The sequence below is a fragment of the Naumannella huperziae genome, assembly GCF_054073625.1.
In genome coordinates this window covers 1486719-1506570 of sequence record NZ_JBSXPH010000001.1, presented here as the reverse complement: position 1 = coordinate 1506570, position 19852 = coordinate 1486719, and the positions used below count along the sequence as shown (strand labels likewise).

General features: G+C 72.9%; 20 protein-coding genes. 6 read left to right on the top strand and 14 right to left on the bottom strand.

All coding sequences use genetic code 11. The features are described from left to right. Nucleotides 1-35: 35 nt before the first annotated feature. From ACXDC7_RS07195 to ACXDC7_RS07180, 4 genes are all read right to left on the bottom strand, one after another. Complete coding sequence (locus tag ACXDC7_RS07195; RefSeq protein WP_459221676.1) at nt 36-1442, bottom strand: DUF5719 family protein; 1407 nt, start codon at nt 1440-1442, stop codon at nt 36-38. Then, nucleotides 1442-5050 carry a glycosyltransferase gene (locus ACXDC7_RS07190; protein WP_459221675.1) on the bottom strand — a complete coding sequence of 1203 codons (3609 nt, stop codon included), beginning with the start codon at nt 5048-5050 and terminating at the stop codon, nt 1442-1444. The genes ACXDC7_RS07195 and ACXDC7_RS07190 overlap by 1 nt, the downstream gene beginning before the upstream one ends. Before the next feature lie 99 nt (nt 5051-5149). Beyond that, on the bottom strand, nt 5150-5413 hold the full coding sequence (locus ACXDC7_RS07185; RefSeq protein ID WP_179444168.1) for a WhiB family transcriptional regulator: 264 nt from the start codon (nt 5411-5413) through the stop codon (nt 5150-5152). Nucleotides 5414-5484: 71 nt separating this feature from the next. Then, nucleotides 5485-6255 carry a hypothetical protein gene (locus ACXDC7_RS07180; RefSeq protein WP_459221674.1) on the bottom strand — a complete coding sequence of 257 codons (771 nt, stop codon included), beginning with the start codon at nt 6253-6255 and terminating at the stop codon, nt 5485-5487. A 125-nt stretch (nt 6256-6380) separates the two neighbouring features. On the opposite strand from ACXDC7_RS07180, the gene cofD reads away from it, so the two are divergent. Next, nucleotides 6381-7412: a 2-phospho-L-lactate transferase gene (gene cofD / locus ACXDC7_RS07175; protein ID WP_459221673.1), complete on the top strand. Its 1032-nt coding sequence runs from the start codon at nt 6381-6383 to the stop codon at nt 7410-7412. Continuing rightward, on the top strand, nt 7412-8269 hold the full coding sequence (cofE, locus tag ACXDC7_RS07170) for a coenzyme F420-0:L-glutamate ligase (protein WP_459221672.1): 858 nt from the start codon (nt 7412-7414) through the stop codon (nt 8267-8269). Before cofD ends, cofE begins: the two co-directional genes overlap by 1 nt. 30 nt (nt 8270-8299) lie before the next feature. Here cofE and ACXDC7_RS07165 read toward each other — a convergent pair whose 3' ends face one another. Then, nucleotides 8300-9376 carry a mannose-1-phosphate guanylyltransferase gene (locus ACXDC7_RS07165; RefSeq protein WP_459221671.1) on the bottom strand — a complete coding sequence of 359 codons (1077 nt, stop codon included), beginning with the start codon at nt 9374-9376 and terminating at the stop codon, nt 8300-8302. A gap of 83 nt (nt 9377-9459) precedes the next feature. Between ACXDC7_RS07165 and ACXDC7_RS07160 the strand changes: the two genes are divergently transcribed. Then, complete coding sequence (locus ACXDC7_RS07160) at nt 9460-10158, top strand: TIGR03089 family protein (protein WP_459221670.1); 699 nt, start codon at nt 9460-9462, stop codon at nt 10156-10158. A gap of 424 nt (nt 10159-10582) precedes the next feature. On the opposite strand, the gene ACXDC7_RS07155 is transcribed toward ACXDC7_RS07160, so the two are convergent. After that, entirely contained in the window at nt 10583-12175 is a 1593-nt protein-coding gene (locus ACXDC7_RS07155) for an LCP family protein (RefSeq protein WP_459221669.1), read from the bottom strand. Nucleotides 12176-12409: 234 nt separating this feature from the next. Here ACXDC7_RS07155 and ACXDC7_RS07150 point away from each other — a divergent pair, with 234 nt between their 5' ends. Beyond that, nucleotides 12410-13723, top strand: a complete 1314-nt coding sequence (locus ACXDC7_RS07150) for an LCP family protein (protein ID WP_459221668.1) — start codon at nt 12410-12412, stop codon at nt 13721-13723. Between the two features lie 4 nt (nt 13724-13727). Here ACXDC7_RS07150 and ACXDC7_RS07145 read toward each other — a convergent pair whose 3' ends face one another. Genes ACXDC7_RS07145 through ACXDC7_RS07120 form a run of 6 tightly spaced genes read right to left on the bottom strand, consistent with a single transcriptional unit; the run spans nt 13728 to nt 17639 of the window. After that, nucleotides 13728-14897, bottom strand: coding sequence for an acyl-CoA dehydrogenase family protein (locus tag ACXDC7_RS07145; RefSeq protein WP_459221667.1), 1170 nt, complete (start codon nt 14895-14897; stop codon nt 13728-13730). A gap of 19 nt (nt 14898-14916) precedes the next feature. Continuing rightward, complete coding sequence (locus tag ACXDC7_RS07140; RefSeq protein WP_459221666.1) at nt 14917-15687, bottom strand: EI24 domain-containing protein; 771 nt, start codon at nt 15685-15687, stop codon at nt 14917-14919. Continuing rightward, nucleotides 15684-16088 carry an NUDIX hydrolase gene (locus ACXDC7_RS07135; protein WP_459221665.1) on the bottom strand — a complete coding sequence of 135 codons (405 nt, stop codon included), beginning with the start codon at nt 16086-16088 and terminating at the stop codon, nt 15684-15686. The genes ACXDC7_RS07140 and ACXDC7_RS07135 overlap by 4 nt, the downstream gene beginning before the upstream one ends. Before the next feature lie 10 nt (nt 16089-16098). Next, a complete protein-coding gene (locus tag ACXDC7_RS07130; protein WP_459221664.1) occupies nt 16099-16572 on the bottom strand; it encodes a hypothetical protein in 474 nt (157 codons plus the stop codon). 50 nt (nt 16573-16622) lie between these two features. Next, on the bottom strand, nt 16623-17120 hold the full coding sequence (gene purE, locus ACXDC7_RS07125) for a 5-(carboxyamino)imidazole ribonucleotide mutase (protein ID WP_459221663.1): 498 nt from the start codon (nt 17118-17120) through the stop codon (nt 16623-16625). An 18-nt stretch (nt 17121-17138) separates the two neighbouring features. Next, nucleotides 17139-17639, bottom strand: coding sequence for an anthrone oxygenase family protein (locus tag ACXDC7_RS07120; protein ID WP_459221662.1), 501 nt, complete (start codon nt 17637-17639; stop codon nt 17139-17141). A 46-nt stretch (nt 17640-17685) separates the two neighbouring features. On the opposite strand from ACXDC7_RS07120, the gene ACXDC7_RS07115 reads away from it, so the two are divergent. Beyond that, on the top strand, nt 17686-17880 hold the full coding sequence (locus ACXDC7_RS07115; protein WP_179444182.1) for a Z-ring associated ZapG family protein: 195 nt from the start codon (nt 17686-17688) through the stop codon (nt 17878-17880). A gap of 12 nt (nt 17881-17892) precedes the next feature. Here the strand turns inward: ACXDC7_RS07115 and ACXDC7_RS07110 are convergent, their stop codons facing one another. Together ACXDC7_RS07110 and ACXDC7_RS07105 are read right to left on the bottom strand one after the other, a co-directional pair. Further along, nucleotides 17893-18234, bottom strand: a complete 342-nt coding sequence (locus ACXDC7_RS07110) for a hypothetical protein (RefSeq protein WP_179444183.1) — start codon at nt 18232-18234, stop codon at nt 17893-17895. 113 nt (nt 18235-18347) lie between these two features. After that, on the bottom strand, nt 18348-18701 hold the full coding sequence (locus tag ACXDC7_RS07105) for a nuclear transport factor 2 family protein (protein ID WP_179444184.1): 354 nt from the start codon (nt 18699-18701) through the stop codon (nt 18348-18350). A gap of 120 nt (nt 18702-18821) precedes the next feature. Between ACXDC7_RS07105 and ACXDC7_RS07100 the strand changes: the two genes are divergently transcribed. After that, nucleotides 18822-19583 (top strand): helix-turn-helix domain-containing protein, encoded by a 762-nt coding sequence (locus tag ACXDC7_RS07100; protein WP_459221661.1) that lies wholly within the window; start codon nt 18822-18824, stop codon nt 19581-19583. Nucleotides 19584-19852 lie beyond the last annotated feature (269 nt).

Here is a 19852-nt window from a genome sequence, read left to right as displayed (position 1 = left end):
TCGCGCGCGTGCTCGACCTGGCTGCGGGGTCGCGCTCAGCCGACCCGGGGATCGAACCGCGGCACCGGGCCGGCGACGCCCTCGGGGGAGATCACGGCGGCGTCGGACAGCGTGGCGATGTTCTCCCAGTCGCCCGCCAGCACCACACCGGCGTACAGCTCGGCGCCCGGATCCGGCACCACCTGCAGGCTGAGCTGTTCCCCCGCGGGCAGCTCGATCGCCGCGGTGGCGCCGGCGGCGACGGTCTCGCGGCCGCTGGCCACCGATGTCCCCTCGCCGTCGAAGACCTCCCAGGCATAGCCGGCCGCCGCGCCAGGCGCGGTCGCCACCAGCGTGCCCCGGTGTTCGGCGTACCCCGCGACGGCGGCAATGCCCAGCCCGGTGACCGGCGCGGCCGCCGGTGCCACGGCGAGGTCGGCGCGGGCGGTGTCGGTGGAACTGCGCGAGACCACGGCGCCCGTGACGGGCTGATCGGCGGTCAGCCGGATGGCGACCGCCTCGCCCGACAGCGCGGATTCCAGCGCCACCCGGCCGACGCTCTGCGGCCCGAGCTCGATCGTGTCGGCATCGGCCGGCGCGAACGCGCCCTGCGCGCCGATCGCCTCCACCCGGACCGTGGTACGCACGTCGGACGGATTCACCACGGACAGCTCGCGTGACCCGTCGCCGCCGGGTACGCCGGGAATGATCACGCTGGTCGCCGGCTCGGCCGCCGGGATCGTCCAGTCGGCCCCGGCCGGCTCCGCGCCGGTGCCCGACTCGATGGTGGCGACCGCGGCGACGCGACCGGCGGTGGCGCGTACCTGCACGGCGAGCGGGTCGGGCGAGGTGAGCAGCGGCTCCAGACCCACCGCGCGGGTCTGGCCGGGCTGCAGGGTCAGGCCCGAGGCGCCCGCGACCGACTGCACGCCCTGGCTGGTGTGCACCGCGAGCGACACCTCGGCGGGCGAGCGGTCGGGGTTGGTCAGCAGCACCGTGGCCCGGTCCCGGTCGGTCGAGCGGAGCCCCACGAACCAGCCGTCGGTGCCCGGGTCGGCGCAGGGCGTCAGCGACAGGCCGCGCTGCGGGCCGGTGGCGATCCGCGCGACGGCCGACTGGCCGGAACGGTCGGCCGCGCCGACGCCGGCGCGGGCGAGCGTGGTGGCCGACTCGTCCACGCCGATGCCGCGGATCTGGCCGCCCGGGACGACGCCCAGATCGGTCCCGTCGCCGCGCTGCAGCCGGATCTCCGAGCCGGATTCGGCGGCGCGACCGTCGATCACGACCGTTCCGCCGGAGCCTCCGGAGGTCAGCGCCGGGCAGACCCGCGTGCTGGCCCCGGTGGTCACGGTCAGCCGGTCCGGCTCGGCGGGGGTGGCGCCGAGGCCCTGGCCGAGCAGCACCGCACCGAGGGTGAGCGCGACCGCGACCAGCGCGTAGATCGCCCGGATCGGCGCAGTCATCACTCGTCCTCCTCGGTGATCGCCCGGCGGGCCGCGCGCCTGGGCCGGGGCGGCTCGGTCTCGGCGGGTACGCCGGGATCCGGCCCGCCCCGGGCCCGGCGGCTGGGCGCTGCCGGCGGCTCAGTCGGGGGTTGCGCCGGAGGCGTCGACGACGGTGTGTCCGCCGACGGCTCGTCCTCGGCCAGTGCCCGGCGGGCCGCGCGCCGGGGTCGCGGCGCATCGGCGGGTCCGGAAGCGCCCTCGGTGGTCGGTTCTGGTCGTGCCTCGGGCCCGTCTCCCGCGCGGAGGCGACCCTCGTGGTCGGTTTCGGTGGCCGAGCCGGCTGCGGCCGCCGGTGCGGCGCCCGGCGTCGCCGCGGGTGCGGGTGCGGGTGCGGCCGGTGCGGGTGTGACCGGTTCGGGTGTGGCCGGTGTCGCCGCGGGCGCGGGTCGGGCCGACTCGGGCGCCTCGCGGGCGTCGCCGGTGTCGTCGGCTACCCGGCGGGGGCGTACCTCGGGGGCGGCGGCGCGGCCGCGACGCGCGGTCGGGGCGGCGAGCACGATGAGCACCAGCAGCGCGATGAGCTGGGCCAGCGCCAGGCCGGGAAGCAGCCCGTTGTCCAGGCGATAGGTCAACAGCCCGCCCTGGGTACCGACCGCGAAGGCGGGCTGCCCCGCGGGGCCGGGCACGGGCGCGAGCGGGCGACCGTCCAGCTCGGCTACCCAGCGCCGGTCGACCGGCTCGGCCAGGACCAGGGTCCGCTCGCCGCCGGGCGCGATCACCGTGCCGGTCCGACCGATCGGTTGGGGATCGGCGGCGCCGATCAGGACCGCGCGGCCGACGGTGCTCGGCACGGTCCAGACCCGCGTCCCCCGCTCCCCGCTGCCCGGTCCGAGACCGGGCACATTGCTGATCTGCGCGATCACCTCGTCGCCGTCGGCGCCGCGTACCCACAGATAGCCGACGCCGAGCCGATTCAGGTCGCCGACGATGGCCTCGTCGGCGCTGCCGCCGAGCAGCCGCGCGGTGAGCCCGGCCGCGAGCGCCCGCAACTGGGGATCGCCGCCGAAGGCATACCCTCGGTCGGCATCGCCGAGCCGGTACGCCTCCCCCTCGATCAGCGACCAGGCGGGCTCGGCTCCGGTCAGGTCGATGGCGAGCACCCGTACCCCGACCTCCGACCGCATGGCGTTCACCATGAACGGCGGCAACTCCCCCGCCGGGCCGCGCTGGATCGGTCCGGTCAGCCCGCCGGCGACCCACCACCCCGCGCCCGCCAGCACGCCCGCCGCGGCGATCACCGCACCCGCGGAGACCGCCACCTTGCCGATCCCGCGCAGCGGATGCGTGGTCCCGGCCCGACTGAGCGCATTGGCGCCCGCGGTCCCGGCGAGGACCAGCCCCGCGAACGCGATCAGCAGCCAGGTCAGCGCATCCGCGCGGGCCTGGGCATCGCCCGGGCCGAGTCGCAGCAGCCAGCCGGCGGGCAGCGCGGCCATCGCAAAACCGACGGGCGCGACGCCCAGGCCGACCAGCAGCAGGCGGCTCGGTCCCCCGGCCACCCCGACCAGCGCCGCCAGCCAGATCAGCCCGAAGAATCCGATCACCAACCACCACGGGGCCGCGCCGGCGCCGGGCGTCTGCCCGATCAGCAGCGGCCAGCCCCCGGCGGTCGGCTCGAGCAACGCCAGCGCGCCGTCCGGGCCGGTGAGCAGCCGCCCCCAGCCCGCCGCCAGCCCGGGCAGCCAGGGCGCGAGCAAGACCAGTGGCGCCACCAGCGCGGCCACCGCGCGGGCACGTGCGCCGGGCGCCACGATCAGCAGCACCAGCGCCCCCAGCACCGTCAGCACGACGAAGGACGGCAGCGCCGCGATGATGATCAAGGAGAACACCGCCGCCGACCAGGCCGGCCGCCAGCGCTCGGCGGCGCTGCTGTCGTCGGCGGGGCGGACCATCCGGCGTACCGAAATCGCCAACAGCGGCAACACGATGGACACCACGGCGGCGCCGAGGGCGCCCCGGTTCAGGCCGCCCAGCGCCGGCAGCAGTGCGGCATAGGCGAGCGGGCCGCCCCAGCGCGCGGCGCGCGAGGCGAGGATCGGCCGGACGAACAGCCAGCCGGTCAGGAAGCTCAGCGGCACGCAGCCGAAGGCGAGGAGGCTGGTCAACAGCTCCGGCTGGCCGAGGGTCAGGGTCGCGGCCAGCGCGGTCAGGCCGAGCCAGGGCGGCGCCATCGCCGCGGAACCGGGAATGGCATCGAGATAGGCGCCGTAGGCGGCGGCCAGGTCCGGCCGGCTCGGCAGCAGTTGCGGGCCCGACAGCACGCCGGGGCCGATCAGCTCGCGCCCGGCGGTGAGGCTGGCCAGCACCAGCAGGGCGAAGGTGATGCCGATCGGGTTCTGCCACGCGGGGCGGGTGCTGTCGGAGTGCTCGGCGTAGGCATCGCCGGTCAGCTCGTCGATCGAGCTGCGCTCGCCCTCGCCGATCAGCCGCCGCCAGCGGTTCGTGATCGAGCGGCCGGCCGCGTCCGCGCCGACCCGCCACGAATCCAGCGGCGGCGGCCGCAGCGCGCGCGTGCGCTGCCGATCGGCCGGGCTGGCGGCCGCCTCTCCGTTGCGTTCGCGGACGGCGTCGATGACCGCGCGTGAGCCGGCCCAGTGCCGCAGCGCCCGGAACTCGTTGGCCGCCGAGGCCGGGTCCTTGCCGAGCAGGAACCCGATCGCGCGCAGCAGCACGCCCCAGACCAGCCGGATCGCGGTGCCGAGGGCCGCCGGACCCGAGCGGTGCCCGCTGATCACCATCATCCCGAGCGCGCGATCGGTGGCCGCCGGGTGCTCGCCGATCACCCAGGACTCGCGCTCGCCCTCGCGCCCGGCCTGCCGGTGGGTGATCCGGGCGCGCGGCGCGGTGCCGACGCGATGCCCCGCCAGATTGGCCCGCCACCCGAACGCGACGCCGTCCCGGAACACCCCGAGCTCGCTGTCCAGGCCGCCCAGGCCGTCGAAGACGGTACGCCGCACGAACATCCCGCAGGTGCCGACGCCGAGTACATCGGACGCCTCGCGCTGCTTCTGGTCGATCTCGCCGGGCTCCAGCCCCAGCTCGCGCCGCCCCGTGTCCGAGATCGAGACCCCGAGCTCGCCGATGGCCACCGGGTGCCCGCGCAGCCGCGGCCGCAACAGCAGCGGCCCGATCACATCCAACGGTCGGTGCGCCGGGGGTGACTCGGATGATTCCGATGACTCTGATGAGTCGGGCGATTCGGAGCGCACGGCGGCGGTGATCAACTCGGCGAGCGCCTCGGGCTCGGGAACGGCATCGTCGTGCAGCAGCCACAGCCATTGCCCCGGCGGTGCCTTGTCGGCCTCGAGCGCCTCGGCGACGGCCAGGCCGAACCCGGCGTCGGAGACGGTGTGCACGGCATCGACCACGCCGGATGCGGCGGCCGCGGCGAGCAGTCCGGGGGTCTCGTCGGTGGAGGCGGCGTCGGCGGCGATGATCCGGCCGGGGCGTACCGTCAGCGCCGCGATCGCGGCCAGGGCGTCGGGCAGCCAGCGGGCGCCGTTGTGTGCGACGAGAACTGCGGTGACCGTGGTCGCACCGGGGTCGACGGTGGGACGGTCGGTCACCTCGTGCAGCCAGGACCAGTCCTGGGCAGTGGGTACGCGCGCAGCAGGAGGATCCTGCCCCGGCTCGGCTTCAGGCCGCACGGTGTCGCGGTGCCGCGCTCAGACGGCGCGCTTCTTCAGTTTGCGGCGTTCGCGCTCGCTGAGGCCGCCCCAGATACCGAACCGCTCGTCGTTGGCGAGCGCATAGTCGAGACACTCGCTGCGGACATCGCAGGACAGACAGACCTTCTTGGCCTCGCGGGTGGACCCGCCCTTCTCGGGGAAGAAGGCCTCGGGGTCGGTCTGCGCGCACAGGGCACGCTCCTGCCAACCCAGGGCGCCCTCGTCGTCTTCTGCGGGCTCTTCCGAATGCAGCTCCAGCATGATTCCTCCTCGACCCGGACCGGCTCGAGCCCGGTCCCTGCCTGAAATTACATGCCTGTTGTTCGATCAAGTCAAGCGCTCGGCGGGTCCTCTCCGGGCCCCTTCGGGCCGCGCGACTCCGGCTCCTGACGCTCGGGAGTGGCCAACGGCGCCGTCCCACCGGCCGGTGGCCGCGCGGGACGCCATGCCCCGCCCGGCGCTGCTGCCTGCGACGGGTTCCCGCCGCGCTCGCTGGCGGGCGCACCGCCCGCCGCGTCGGAGGCCCGGTGCCAGACGGCGCCGGAGGCCTCGCCCGGCTGCCAGACGGGCGGGGCATCGCCCTCGGCCTGACCGTCGTCGATCACCTCAGCCGGCTCGTCCCGGGCGAGGCCGACGCTCGCGCGGGCCCGGCGCAGGTCGGGCAACCCTGCCTCACCGGTCCGCGCGGACTCCCGGAAGCGCCACAACAACCACGCCGACAGGGCGGGCAGCAAGGCGATGGTGATCAGCCCGACCAGATCGATCAGGGCGCCGAGGACCGAGCCGGCGCCGAAGAGCCCGATCACCCCGAGCACGAGGACCAGGGCGGTCGCGATCAGGGCGAACCAGGCGGCGAGGAAGGTCAGCGCCCGCGCGTGCCGGGTCGGGGGCTGCCAGAGCACGCAGGCGCCGACGACGATGGTCAGGGCGATCGCCGAGAGGGGGTTGTACAGGCGCTCGGAGATGGCCCCGGCGGCGGCGAGCCAGGATTCGTCGGCCGACGAGGCGACCGTGTGCAGCGCGATCGCGCCGGCGGCGAGCAGCACGACGACGACGAACACCACCCAGGCCACCGGTTCGCGGAACCGCCGCACGCTTCCCATCTCGCTCCTACCCCGCCGGTTCTGCTCGGCGGTGCTCGACCGGCGCCAGCCTAGATCGCGCTGCCGCGAGGAACGCGATGTGACACGCCACCGATCCGGTCACCCGGCCCTGCCAGACTGGGCGGGTGCCCGCCGACGAATCGACCACACCGCAGCCCGCCCCCCGCCGGATCGTCGTACTGGCCGGCGGCGTGGGCGGATCGCGCTTCACCCGCGGGGTGCTGGCGGCCTGGCCGCAGGCCGAGGTGACCGTGATCGCGAACACCGCGGACGACATCACCCTGCACGGGCTGCGGATCTGCCCGGACATCGACACCATGCTCTACACCCTCGGCGGCGGGATCGACGAGGCCAAGGGCTGGGGCCGGCGCGACGAGGGTTGGCTGATCGGCGAGGAGCTCGCCGCCTACGGTGCCGAGCCGACCTGGTTCGGCCTGGGCGATCGCGACATCGCAACGCATCTGGTCCGCACCCAGATGCTCGGCAACGGCTACCCGCTCAGCCAGGTCACCGAGGTCCTGGCGGCGCGTTGGCTGGCCGATCTGCCCCGGCTGCGGGTGCTCCCGATGACCGACGAGCGCGTCGAGACCCATGTGCTGATCACCGATTCCGATGCGGCGTCGGGCCGGCGCGCGGTGCACTTCCAGGAGTTCTGGGTACGCCTGCACGCCGCCCCGGCGGTCGAGCAGGTCGTCTTCGTCGGGATCGAACAGGCGAGCCCGGCCCCCGGCGTGCTGGACGCCCTGGCCGAGGCGGACCTGATCCTCCTCGCGCCGAGCAACCCGGTCGTCTCGATCGGCCCGATTCTCGCGGTGCTGGGCATCCGCGGCGCCCTGCGCACGGCCGCCGCGGCGGTGGTCGGGTTCTCCGGCATCCTGGGCGGCGCGCCGGTGCTCGGGATGGCCGACAAGCTGCTGCCGGCGATCGGCGTCGAGGTCAGCGCCGCCGGGGTCGGGCGGCACTACGGCCCGCGGTCGGGCACCGGGATCCTGGACGCGTGGCTGGTCGACGCCGCCGACGAGGCGGCGGCGACGACGCTGGCTGCCGAGGGCCTGCCCACCCTGCCGATGCCACTGCTGATGACCGACCCGGCGGCGACGGCGCGCTTCGTCACGGCCGGCGCCGCCTTCGCCCGGCCACCCCGGCCCGCGGCCTGATGATCACGATCTTCGCCCCGGACGGCATCGGCGAGGTCGGCCCGGGCGCCGATCTTGCGGAGTTGATCAGCGACGCCTGTGCCGCGGCGGCCCGGCCGCTCGCCGACGGTGATCTGGTCTGCGTGACGTCCAAGATCATCAGCAAGGCCGAGGATCGTGCCGTGCCGGCCGAGCGGGCCGCGGAGGCTGCCGCTGCGGAGTCGGTCGCCGTGGTCGCCCGGCGGGGCGGGGTACGCATCGTCCGCAACCGGCAGGGCATCACCCAGGCGGCGGCCGGCATCGACTCCTCCAATGTCGAGGTCGGCACGATCTTGCTGTTGCCGCAGGACCCCGACGCCAGTGCCGCGGCACTGCTCCGCGAGCTCGGGGCGCGCACCGGGCTCCGGCTCGGCGTGATCATCACCGACACCGCCGGCCGCGCCTGGCGAATCGGGCAGACCGACCATGCCATCGGCCTGGCCGGCGTACGACCGACTCTTGATCATGCCGGGTTGCGCGATTCCTATGGCAACGATCTGCGGGTCACCGAGATGGCGGTCGCCGATGAGCTTGCCGCGGCCGCCGACCTGGCCAAGGGCAAGCTCGCCGGCCGGCCGGTGGCGGTGATCCGTGGCCTGGCGGAGTTGATCACCGACGCCGAGCATTCGGCACGGGAGCTGCAGCGCCCGACCGAGCAGGACCTGTTCGCCCGGGGCAGCCGGGAGGCGGTGCTGTGGGCGGTGCTGTCGGCGTACCGATCGACGGAGCGGTACGCCGAGCTGGTCGAACTGGACGGCGAGGAGTTGATCAAGGCCGTGACCGAGGCCGTCGACGGCGACCCGGCGACGGTGCGGGCCATCGTCGGCACGATCGCCTGACCGATCCCGGGCTTTCCGCGAACGTACGTCTCAGGCGAACTGGGCGGCCTCGTTCTCGACCAGCGCGACGATCTCCTTGATCCGTTCGGATTCGGCGGCGGAACAGACCAGGATCGCGTCGCCGCTGTGCACCACGACGGCGCCCTCCATCCCGAACACGGCGACCAGGGTGTCGTCGGCGGCCCGGTTGATCACCACATTGTTGCGGGCGTCGAGCAGCACCGCGCGACCCTCGACGCTGTTGCCCTGGTCGTCGCTCGGCAGATGTTCGGCGAGAGCGGCGAAACCGCCGACATCGTGCCAGGTCACCGGCAACGGGACGGCCAGCACGTGCGCGGTGCCGCGGCCGGCCGCGACGGGCTCCATCACCGCGTAGTCGATGCTGATCTTCGGCAGCTTGCCGAACAGCTCCCCGAGCAGCGCCGGCTCGGCGGCGATCCTGGTGACGATCTCGTGGCAGTCGGGGACCAGTCGCTGCAACTGCTCCAGCAGGGTGGCCGCCCGCCAGACGAACATGCCGGAGTTCCACCAGTGTTTGCCGTCGGCCAGGTACTCCCGCGCGGTGTCGAGATCGGGCTTCTCGCGGAATCCGTCCACCCGGTAGACGTCGGTCAGCCCGGCCGCCTGGGCGCCGCGCTTGAGGTAGCCGTAGCCGGTGTGCGCGGAGGTCGGCACCACACCGAAGGTGACCAGTGCCGTCGGGTCGGCATCGACGGCGTCGAAGGCCACGTCGAGCGCGTCCCGGAATGCCTCCACCGGTCGCATGATCTGGTCGGCGGTGACCATCGCGACGGTCGCATCGGGGTCGGCCGCGGCGAGCACGGCGGCGGGCCACGCGACCGCGTTCAGCGAATCGCGGCCCTCGGGCTCGCCGAGGATCTGGTCGTCGGACAGCTCCGGGATCTCCGCGCGGACCTCGGCGGCGTACTGCGCTCCGGTGCAGACCAGGATGTTCTCGGTGGGTACGCTGCCCTGCACCCGGTCGTAGGCCAGGCGCAGCAGCGAGGTGTCGCCGACCAGCCGCAGCAGTTGTTTGGGCATGCCCTTGCGGGACAGGGGCCACAGGCGTTTCCCCGAACCGCCCGCCATGATGACCACATAACGCATGGCGGACAGCCTAACCAGCCGGGCATCGAGACGCCGATTCGTCGCGCAGGGTCCGCTGCCGGGGGCGCCCGTAGGCTGGCGCGGTGACGAACCCGACCGAACTGTTGGCCGCGCGGGTCCGCGAGGCGCCCGCGCAGCCCCTGCTGACGCAGTACGCGGCGGCTGGGCGGACCGAGTTGTCCGCCGCCAGCTTCGCCAACTGGGTCGACAAGACCACCAACTGGCTGGAGGACGAGGGGATCGCGGATCTGTACGACCCGCCGTCGCCGGCGCCGCTGCTGGCCCTGGAGCTGGCCGCCGATCAGCCGGCGCACTGGATGACCTTCGCCTGGTTGATGGCCGCCTGGCAGGCGGGGCTCGCGGTGGCGCCGGGGCCGGCCGAGGGCGCGGTGCTGCGCGTCGGCGGGCCCGGTGCCGGCGCGGGCGGGCCGGTCACCGTGGCGTGTTCGCTGCACCCGCTCGCGATGCCCGGGGATCCCGCGCCCGGGGTGCTCGACTGGGCCGCGGAGGTACGCGCCCAGCCGGATGTCCATGTCGCCGTCGCCGACGATCCGTCCCGCGCGGCCTGGGCCGGGGCACCGGGCGCGCGGTCGTTGGGCGAGTTGCTGGACGGGGTGGCATCGGCGCCGGGGCCGGTGCTGATCAGCGACCCCGCGGGCCCGTGGCCGGCGGTACGCGACGGCCTGCTCGCGCCGCTGCTCGGCGGCGGCTCGGCGGTGCTGGCTCCCGGCGTACCCGCCGCCGAACTCGACCGGATCCGCACGGCGGAACGGATCGCCTGACCGCGCCGGTTCGCGGCTGCCGGTTCAGCCCGCGCGTGCCGGTTCAGCCCGCGCTTGCCGGTTCACCCCGCGGAAGGTGCGCCACCCCCACATCCGGCGGCCGTCAGCCTGGTCGCGGCCGGGGGTGGCCCGGAAGCTGGGTGGCGAGGGCTCGTTCGGCCGCACTTTTCTGGTCGGGAGCTGCCGGCCCCGCGCACCGATCCCCGGCATGACGCGCTGGCCTGGCCGACGCCGCGCACTCCCAGCCAGAAAAGTGCACTCTCACCATCGCACCGACTGACTCGCCCACCGCCACACCCGGCAGGCGCCGGTTCAGCCCGCGGGTGCCGGTTCAGCCCGCGGAAGGTACGCCACCCCGCATCCGCGAACCCAACCGGCAGACGCGGGCCGGGCAACACTCGCGGCTGCCGATTCGGCTCGCGGATCAGGCGGCGCTGCAGACCTCTCCCAGGTCGTCATTGGCGGGCTGGGGCTCGGCGGCGTCGCCGGTATCCGCCCGGTCCTTCTTGCCCGACCCCTCCCGGTCGCTCCCGGCGTCGTCCTTGCCCGAGCCACTCTTGTCCTTGCTTGACTCCACCGGACCGCTGGGCTTCGCGCCATCGGACTGCTTGTCCGCGGGTGCGGGCGGGCTGGTGGCTGGCGCGTCCGCGGCCTCGGCGGCGGCGATCTTCTCCTGGACGGTGGCCCGGATCAGCGCCAGATCGGGCTGGGCCGGTTTGATCAGCGGCGGCACGAATGCGACGCTGCTGATCTTGGTCGAGCGCGCCTTCAGGGAGAGTTCGATCATGGAGTCGACCTTGTCGGTCGGGATGTCGGTCTCGACGATCTCCTTGCCGGCATCCGCGATCGCGGTGAACTTGGTCAGCACCGTGACCGGATCGAGTTGCTGCAGCATCGCGTTCATCACGCACTTCTGCCGGCTCATCCGGTCGTAGTCGCTGCTCTCGGCGCGGGAGCGGGCAACCCACAACGCGTCCTCACCGTTCAACAAGACGTTCTTTCCGGGCTGGATGTAGCGGCTGATCTTCGAGCTGCCGCCGCCGACCGGGACCGGCTTGTTGATGTCGAGGCGGATGCCGCCGACCGCGTCGATGAGCTGCTCGAAGCCGGCCAGATCGATCATCGCGTAGTAATTGATCTGCAGCCCGAGCAGCTCGCCGATCACCTCGCGGGTGGCCTGCAGCCCGGGATCGCCGACCGACTCCGGATAGAGCCCCTTGTGCACCTCGGTCGCCTCGGTGTAGACGCCGTTGATCATGCACTTCTCCTCGGCGCAGCGGAACCCGTCGGGATAGAACTGCTTCAGCGGCGAGCTGTCGGGGAACGGCGCGCCCTGCAGGTTCCGCGGGATCGAGAACAAGACGGTACGCCCGGTCTCGGCGTCGATGCTCGCCACGGTCATCGAGTCGGGCCGCAACCCGACGCGCCCCTTCCCGTCGTCGGCACCGAGCAGCAACACATTGATCCGGCCAGCCGACGGCGCGGTCTGCCCGCCGCCGACGAAGACACTGGACAGCAGGCTGCCCTGGGCCCAGACCGTGCGGGCCGTGCCGGCCGAACCGAGCAGCGCCCCGAGCGCGAGGACGAGCGCGATCAGCGCGAACGCGGGGCGGTGCTGGCGCGCGAGCTCGGGCGGGCGCGCGATCCGCCAGGCATCGGCGAAGAGCAGGGCCCAGCCGATGCCGGCCGCCACGACCGCGATGCACAACGCGGCGGTGACCGGCGGAAATGCCAGCACGGCGATGGTCGCGCCGCGGGCCAGCAGCAGCCCGGTCCCGAACAGCACCACCACGCCGAGCATGATCAGCCAGCACCGCACGGCGAGGCGGCCGAGCCGGCGGTTGCCGGCGGCAATCTGGGCCGATCCGGGCACCAACAGCGTGATCAGCAGCAGTCCCATGCCACGTCGCAGCCGGATGCCGTCGCTGCGACCCGCGGCCTCCGAGCCGCGGTCATCGGGCCCGGGCCGGCGGCTGCCGGCACGGGAGATTGCGGGACGGTGAGTGGGATCGCTCACGCTGCGCCTTTCGTGCGGGGGAAGTGGTGCCCGGCGGTTAGACACCCGCTGGCCAGTATGGAAGCTCGCGCACGGCCGGGGAACCAGCCACGCCGTGACGGTGGCGGATCCGCGGGCCCGGCGTACCGAACCTCGGTCCGCAATCCGGCACCGGCGTGGCACCACGGTCTCGAAACCCGCTGCCCGGGCCGCCGCACCGGGTCTCGGTGGTACGCCTTGGCTACCGTGGACGCCATGGCAGGTACCGACCGTGGTGGGCGCCCCGGCCCCGAGGACCGCGACGACATGGACTGGCTCTATCGCCGCGACGACGAGCCCGCACCGCAGCCGTCCCCTCCGGAACCGACCCGGGTGTTCGGCCCGGATGCGCCCGCGGATCCGCCGGCCGGAGGCGGGCGGCGCCGGGCGTCGTTCGGCGACCCCGGCGGCCCGGCCCGTTCCCGCACCGAGTCGGGGCTGCCCCATGAGGCCGCCCCGGCGCAGCGGCGCAGGTCGGCCCTTCCGCCGGCCGCGCCGCCGCCGCGCCCGCCGGCCTCCCCGCCCCGGCCCGGTCCGTCCCGCCCGGGCCCGGCCGGTCGCCCGCGGCGTAGCCACCCGGTCCGGCGTACCCTGCTCGCGTTGTTGATCGCCTGGCTGGTCTTCCTGATCGCCACCCCGATCTATGCATGGACGCAGACGACCAAGATCGAGGCGATGCCGAGCGGCAGCAACCGGCCCGACGATCAGCCGGGCACGCTGTGGCTGCTGGTCGGCTCCGACGGCCGCGAGGACCTGTCGAAGGCAGAGCGCGAGCGGCTGAGCACGGGCGGCGGCAAGGGGCGGCGTACCGACACGATCATGCTGCTCTACCGGCCGACGATCGGGAAACCCGCGCTGATCTCGGTGCCGCGGGATTCCTTCGTCCGCATCCCGGGCAAGGGCAAGAACAAGATCAATGCCGCCTACGCCTTCGGCGGCCCGCAACTGTTGATCGAGACGATCGAGCAGAACACCGGCCTGCGCGTCGATCGGTACGCCGAGATCGGCTTCGCCGGATTTGCCGGGATGGTCGATGCGGTCGGCGGCGTCGAGGTGTGCCCGAAGAAGGCGATCAAGGACCGTCGGGCGGGCCTGGACATCAAGGCGGGTTGCCAGAACGTCGACGGGCCGACGGCGCTCGGCTATGTCCGCACCCGCTACACGGACGCGACGGGCGACATCGCGCGGACCCAGCGGCAGCGCGAGGTGATCGGCAAGATCGCCAAGAAGGTGGCCTCGCCGGTGACCTTCGTCAACCCGGTCCGCTACTGGGGGGTGAACATGGCGGCGGCGCGCTCGTTCGGCGTCGACGAGCAGGCCAGCCCGATCGATGTGGGGCTGATGGGCCAGGCGATGCTCGGCACGTCCGGTGGTGACGGCCTGACGCTGATGATCCCGATCAGCGATGCGAATGCGCGGACGAGCGCGGGCAGCTCGATGATCTGGGACATCGAGCAGGCCGAGGAGATGTTCGCCGACATCAAGTCCGGCGACACCTCCAAGCTCGACCGCTTCCGGGCCGACTCCTGACTCCTCAGGCCTGCGGCAGCCCCGCCAGAAGTTGGCGAGCCATCACGATCCGCTGCACCTGGTTCGTGCCCTCGTAGATCTGGGTGATCTTCGCGTCGCGCATCATCCGCTCGACCGGGTAGTCGCGGGTGTAGCCGTAGCCGCCGAGCAGTTGCACGGCGTCGGTGGTGATCTCCATCGCGACATCGGAGGCGAAGCACTTGGCGGTGGCGCCGAAGTAGGTCAGGTCGCCGTCGCCCCGCTCGGACTTGGCCGCGGCGGCGTAGGTGAGCTGGCGAGCCGCCTCCAGCTTCATTCCCATGTCGGCGATCATGAACTGCAGGCCCTGGAAGTCGGCGATCGCCTTGCCGAACTGCTTGCGCTCCTTGACATAGCCGAGCGCGTAGTCGAGCGCCCCCTGGGCGATGCCGAGCGCCTGCGCGGCGATGGTGACGCGGGTGTGGTCGAGGGTACGCATGGCAGTCGCGAAGCCGGTGCCGGGATCGCCGATCAGCCGGTCGTCGCCGAGGCGGACGTTCTCCAGGTAGACCTCGCGGGTCGGCGAGCCCTTGATGCCGAGCTTCTTCTCCGGCGCGCCGAAGTCGACGCCCTCGTCGGACTTGCGCACGACGAAGGCGCTGATCCCCTTGGACCGGGCATCGGGATCGGTCACGGCGAACGCCGTGTAGTACTCCGACTCGCCCGCATTGGTGATCCAGCGCTTCACCCCGTTCAGCACCCAGCCGTCACCGTCGCGGACCGCACGGGTCTTCATCGATGCGGCATCGGAGCCGGCGTCCGGCTCGGACAGGCAGTAGGAGAACATCGCCTCGCCCGCGGCGATCGGCGGCAGCACGGCCTGCTTCAGCTCGTCCGAGCCGGACAGCAGCACCGGCATCGAGCCGAGCTTGTTCACCGCCGGGATCAGCGAGCTGGACGCGCAGGCGCGCGCGACCTCCTCGATCACGATCACGGTGGCCAGCGCGTCGGCACCGACGCCGCCGTAGGCCTCCGGGATGTGCGGGGCGTGGAAGTCGGCCTTGCGCAGCGCGTCGTAGGAGGCCTGCGGGAACTCGGCGAGCTCGTCGACCTCGGCGGCACGGGGCGCCACCTTGTTGTCGCAGACCTCGCGGACGGCCGCGCGGAACGCCTCGTGGTCCTCCGTCGGGCGATAGATATCGGTGAAGTCGCTCACCGAGGCAGCTTAGCGCTCGCTAAGCAGGGCTGGTAGTCCCCCGGCCGGCGGCCAACGGCTCGCCGGTCTGGGCCCGGGCCAGCAGCACTCCGCCGGCGGCCGCGGCGGGGAAGACGACGATGGCCAGCAGCGGCACGGACAACAACAAGAAAGTGGGTACGCCGAAGCCGAGCGTCGCCAGCCGGCGGCCGCGCAGCACCCGGTCCCGGGCGGGCAGGCTGACCACCCCGCGCTGGGCGAGCGGCTGGCCGACGAGTTCCAGGGCGATCATCCAGCCGCCGAAGATCGCTCCCCCGACCGCGGCCGCGATGGTGCCGACGACCGGGATCAGACCGATCACGAAGAAGATGGCACCGCCGAGCGCGGTGATCGCGACGACGGCGATCGTCTGGCCGATCGAGCGGGCCAGGGGCACGTCGACTGCCCGGCCCTCGGGCGGCCCGCCGAGCTCGCGCTCCACCGACGCGGCGATCCGCTCGTAGAACGGGCCGCCGATCAGCAGGGTGATGCTGGAGAAGGCGACGACCATGATCAACACGGCGGCCGCGACGATCAGCAGGGCGGCGACGCCGCGCAGCACCTCGCGTACCGCTGGATCCCAGCCCTCGGCGAAGGCCGTCAGCGCGCCGCCCAGCGTCGGTGCACCGAAGAACAGGCCGACCAGCGCGCCGACGAACAGCACCGAGGTGATCATCGGCGGGATCGCGCCGGTCCAGAACAGCTTCGGCCGGCGGATGATCATCCCGGCGCCACGCAACAGGCAGCCCGCGCCGGTGAAGACTGACCTCATCGCGCCGCCTGCGCGAGCATCGGAAAGACCGCGTCGGCAAGCAGCGGGGCGAGATCGGCGCCCGGCGCGGCGGCAGGATCGACCCAGCGCAGCTCGGCGATCTCGGCGGCGGGCGCGACCGGTTCGATAAGCGGGTGTTCGAAGACAGTGGCCACCACGCGATGCCGCGGTTCGTTGGCCGCGGCGGCCGTGTGCCGGCCGAGTGGGCGCAGCATCCGGTGATCAAGCTGCCCGGACAGCTCTTCGGCGAACTCGCGGACCGCCACGGCGGCCGGGTCCTCGCCGGGCTCGGGTTTGCCGCCGGGCAGCATGAAACGGGTGGTGCCGCGCTTACGTACCGTCAACACGCGGCCAGCGGCGTCGCGCACCACGACGGCGCTGACGCGGATGTCACGGTCCATGCGGCCAACGCTAGCGCCGGACCGGCGTGCCCCGCACGGTGAACTCGCCGGGCAGCTCGGACCAGTCGAACCAGGTGACCACCACCGCGTACTGCGGGCGCACGCAGTTGCGCCCCAAGTCGATCATGGCCGGTTCGAGGCCGCCACGGGAGAACCGCCAGCCGTCGAAGGCGTAGCCGCACGCATCGTAGGCATGGGCATAGAGGAAGCCGCGCATCGGGTCCGCACCCCGGATCTCCTCGGCCGGCCGGCCCTGCTCGGCGACCCGGTCGGCGAGGGCGGCGAAGTCGTCGCGGTACAGCCCGGCCCAGGTGACCGGCCGACCGATCGGCTTCACGTCGCCGATCTGCGCGAGCGTCCGCCCGGCCGGGCGCGGCACGAACCCGCCGGTGTAGCCGACCACGACCGCGACGACGACGAGGCCGAGCAGCGCGCCGATCACCGGCAGCGCGTACCTGCGCCGGTCCCGCCGGGGCTCGATCATGACCGCAGGCTAGGGCCGGTCCGGGTCAGCGTCGGCCCGCGGCCGGGAGCTCAGCCCGCGTCGCCGCGGCGTACCCGCTCCCCCTTGGCCTCGGCGGCCGCCCGCAGATCGTCCTGGAAGGCGACCATCCGCGCGGTCAGGTCGGGGTCGCCGGCGGCCAGGATCCGGACGGCCAGCAGCCCGGCATTGCGGGCATTGCCGACGGCGACGGTCGCGACCGGCACGCCGGCCGGCATCTGCACGATGGAGAGCAGCGAGTCCATGCCGTCGAGGTACTTCAGGGGGACGGGTACGCCGATGACGGGCAGCGGGGTCACCGCGGCGAGCATGCCCGGCAGGTGCGCGGCTCCGCCGGCGCCGGCGATGATCACTTCGAGGCCGCGGGAGTGGGCGCGGCGGCCGTAGTCGATCATGGCCTCAGGCATCCGGTGCGCGGAGACCACGTCGGCCTCGTGGTCGATGCCGAACTCGGCCAGCGCCTCGCCGGCCGCGGACATGGTCGGCCAGTCGGAGTCCGATCCCATCACGATGCCGACGCGCGCGCTCATGGTCGGCAGACTAGTGGGTCACAGCCCGCCGAGCGCGGGGCCGCGGGTGGGACCGGCGAGCAGCACGAACCACATCAATAGGGCGAGGGTGCCGGAGAGGGTACGCAGGGTGTTCCAGCGCGCCCACGGCTCGCGGAACTCGGCCCATTCGCGCTCGGCGTTCTCGGGGTGGGCGGTGGCCAGTTTGTTGTTCAGCGGCACGTTCCCGACGACGGTGATCACGAGTACGCCGAGCTGGGCCAGGGCGGCCAGCGAGGCACCGAGCGCGACGGCGCCGAGGCCGTTCCGGCCGATCACCAGCACGGGCACGACGAGTGCGGGCAGGATCGTGCCGAACAGCACGGCGAGGAACAGCGGGCGCGGGGCGACGATGTTGAACTGCTGCATCGCGCGTACCGCGTCGACGGGCGCGAGCCGGTCCAGCGCCGGCAGCACCATCACCGAGAACACGAAGAACGATCCGGCCCCGAGCCCTGCCCCGACGCCTGCGATGATCACCAGTACCTCGAACACACCCACGCGCCGCCCCTTACTCGTTGCTCGGTCCGGACGCTATCGTCCGACCGTGCGCGGAACCAGAGCGATCGGCCTGTGGATCGGTGTCGCCGTCCTGCTGATCGCGGCGATCGTGCTGGCGGCGCTCAGTCGCCAGGTCAGCTCCTACGGCGCGCTGATGTGGATCTTCGGGCTGATCTGCCTGCTAGCCGCCGTCGCACTGGGCGTGGTCGCCTATCGGCGGCGTTCGTCCGGGCGCGAGTGAGGCCGGGGCCCGTCAGCTTCGCGGAGGTCGTCGATGCAGGCGGGCGTGTGCCGTCAGGACCGCGAAGACAACGACGGCGACGATCGCCACTGCCACCGAGAGCGCCTGGAGCATGCCGAACATGCCGATCTTGATTCGGTCGTTGCACGCGAGCACGTCGGTGTCCTGACCGATCCGCTCAGCTCGGGTACAGCCGCCGAACGGAACCAGCGCGTCGAGCGGTGTCGCATACACCACCAGAATGGCGCCCAGAACCCACAGCACGACCGCGATGACCACGCAGACGCCGAGCCGACCGCCGACAGTCGCGATGCCGTCCAGCCCATTCCCGTCTACCGCAGTTTCATCAACCATTCCACCCTCATTGACGTCGCATCCCGGGCAGACCACGGCTCTTGACCAGAGTCGCACATGATCTCCGCCAGGTCTTGCCAACGACCAACGATCAAGCGCGCGAGTTCCCTCGCTCAGGCCGGTACGCGGTCCAGGAAGCCGGCAACGGTGGCGATTCGACCGTCGGCGTCGACGGTCACCACGTCGAAGCCGATCACCAGCGGCTCCGCGCCCGAGGCACCGAGGCCCCACCGGAACCGCACCTGGCGGTGGTGCGCGTCAGGCTCGCCGACCAGGCTGAACTCGAACCCCGGAAACTGTTCCTGCACACCGGCCACCACGGCGCCGATGGCCTCGGCACCGGCAACGTCGGCCATCGGATCCGTGTAGGTGGCCTGGGGCGACCAGTGCCGCGTCAGCAGGTCGCGGCGGGCCTCCGGGTCCGTGCAGTTCCAGGTCGCAAGGTAGGCGTCGACGATGTTGTTCATGGTGTCCTCCGGTCTCGTGCTGTCAATTCGATCGACGCCGAGCCTGCCCCGGCCACGAACCGGTGGCGATTACCCCGTAGGTAATGGCAGCACGTCGGCACGCGGCCTAGATTCGCGACCATGACCACGATGGAGGTGGGTACGCTGCTGCGCGCCTGGCGCCAGCGCCGACGGCTCAGCCAGCTCGAACTCGCCAGCCGCGCCGAGGTCAGCGGGCGACACCTGAGCTTCGTCGAGACCGGACGATCGCGGCCGAGCGCCGACATGGTCCTACGCCTCGCCGACCACCTGGAGGTGCCACCGCGCGAACGCGACACCCTCCTCATCGCCGCCGGCTTCGCCCCGCGGCACGCACACCCGGAGGACACCGCAGAAATCCTCGCCTCCTTCCGCACCCTGCTCGACGCACACCAGCCGTATCCGGCCGTGCTCCTGGACCGCTACTGGGATCTCGTGGACGCCAACGACGCCGTCGCCCCGCTGCTCGCCGACTGCGCGCCGCACCTGCTGGAACCACCGGTCAACGTCGTCCGCCTCAGCCTGCACCCCGACGGGCTGGCCCCACGCATCATCAACCTCGCCCTGTGGCGCGAACACCTATTGCACCAAGTCGCCGCCCGAGCCGACCACACCGCCGACCCGCGACTGGCCGCGCTGCACGCCGAGTGCCGGCAGTACCCGAGCAACGGCACGGCGCCCACACCATCCGGCCCTGTCGCCGAACTCGTCCTCTGTGTAGCCGACGACGCGCCACCCCTGCGGCTGTTCAGCGTGGTCAGCGCCGTGCTCACCGCACACGACGCCACCATCGACGAGCTACACCTGGAGACCTTCCTCCCCGCCGACGAGGCCACCAGATCACGACTACACCCGCCCCATTGATGCCCGCACCCTTGGGGCCGTCGTGGTCAGGTCCGCCACCGATTTGCGCACCGGGGATCATCCTCGGCGCGGGGGTGAACACGGATCAGACTCCGAGCGCTCATGCATTGGCTTGCCCTGGCGCCCAATTCGTGACGCCCTATCTGCTGAGTCGCGAGCGAGCGCCTCGATCGCGTCGGCCGCGCGCGCTCGGATTCTCTCCCACGCACCGGACTTCAAATCGGCAAAAGTCCAGCCAAGCAGTCGGGAGGACAGCATGCGATCAAGCT